2 protein-coding genes and 1 pseudogene are annotated in these 1,191 nt (G+C 61.3%); 1 reads left to right on the top strand and 2 read right to left on the bottom strand.

The genetic code is table 11. The annotated features are described in order from the left end of the window. Window positions 1–555 (top strand): hypothetical protein (locus AB0K82_RS44635; RefSeq protein WP_364409862.1); only part of this gene is annotated, 555 nt, incomplete at its 5' end. A gap of 16 nt (window positions 556–571) precedes the next feature. Here AB0K82_RS44635 and AB0K82_RS44630 read toward each other — a convergent pair. Both AB0K82_RS44630 and AB0K82_RS44625 read right to left on the bottom strand, forming a co-directional pair. Continuing rightward, a pseudogene (locus AB0K82_RS44630) lies at window positions 572–739 on the bottom strand (transposase); the annotation flags it as partial. A gap of 24 nt (window positions 740–763) precedes the next feature. Then, on the bottom strand, window positions 764–1,191 hold a 428-nt coding region (locus AB0K82_RS44625), incomplete at its 5' end, for a hypothetical protein (RefSeq protein ID WP_364409859.1).

Genomic DNA, 1,191 nt, shown 5'->3' with positions numbered 1-1,191 from the left:
TCTCATGCCCGACGGCCTCGTCATGCCCGTGCACGAGTCCTTCAGACCTGGACCACCTTTCGGCAGATGATTACCGCCGATGTCGCGCTCATCTGGGTCGATCCGACAAGGGTTCAACCGGCACCGGCACACGGCGGGGGACTAAATCCACCAGGCGCCTTGCCGGCACCCAGCGAGACCATCGAAATCATCGGCGGGATCGGGGGGGGCGGTCGTAAGGGCGTCATCGCCGACAATGACGAAGATATCCCACTTCCAGCCGAAGGGCCGGATTGGACGATTGCCCAACGGGTCGTCTACGCGCACCAGATGGTAACGACTAACATGGTCTCGGAAGCGGGAGACAGCGGAGCGATCGTAGTGGACAAGGATCGCGCGATCGCCGGCATGGTCGTGGGTGGCAGACCGCTGGTGAAGGTTGGTGCGATCTGGACCAGTCAGACCATCATCACGCCCATTCGCCAGATTTTAAATCACCCGGATTTCGGTGGCAGAATGCTTGAACTCGTCACCGCGATCTCTGGTACCGAGCAGGCGCCGCCGCTCGACGGCTAAGCGTCCATTTGAAATTTCAGGGATGAGCGTTCCGCCGTAGGGAGTATCGTTCCATAGCGATCGGGATCATCGCCTGCGAGACGTCGATTCGCTTCTCGCAATCGCGGATTACGCGGCGCAAACGGATCATCCAACCGAACGTCGGCTCTACGACCCAACGGCGAGGTAGAATCCTTAAGCCCTGATGTGGCTCGCTGTATCGAATATTTCATGGATCGGTGGCGATGGCCGTCATCTGGGCCTGAGATAATGCCTCACATTTCCCAGCTGAGCGAGAGGCCGCGCTCCCACAGCCAGGCTCGGCGACGGTCCTTGATCCCGCATTGCACTCGGCGAACAGGCGCTTGCGCGTCAGCGATGCGACCCGTTTCGGCAGCAGGCGATCGCGTTCCATCTCGTCAGACTCTGGTTCGTCGATCAGGGATTGCACGAGATTTCGGGCCCTGGTCGAGAGCGCAGCGCGGTTGGGCGCCATCCTGGGCCGCGCATCACGATTCTGTGCCCACGTCACAACGTCACGCGCTCGCGCAGGGCTGATTCCATAGGCAGCGCCGATCTCGCGGAAGCTTTTGCCTTCGGCCTTCATCGCCATCATCTGCGCGCCGCGGACGGCCGCGTTGTGCGATCGCTCGTTTC

Source organism: Actinoallomurus sp. NPDC052274, from assembly GCF_040679475.1.
Lineage (GTDB): Bacteria > Actinomycetota > Actinomycetes > Streptosporangiales > Streptosporangiaceae > Actinoallomurus > Actinoallomurus liliacearum.
This window is presented reverse-complemented; position numbering and strand designations above follow the sequence as displayed.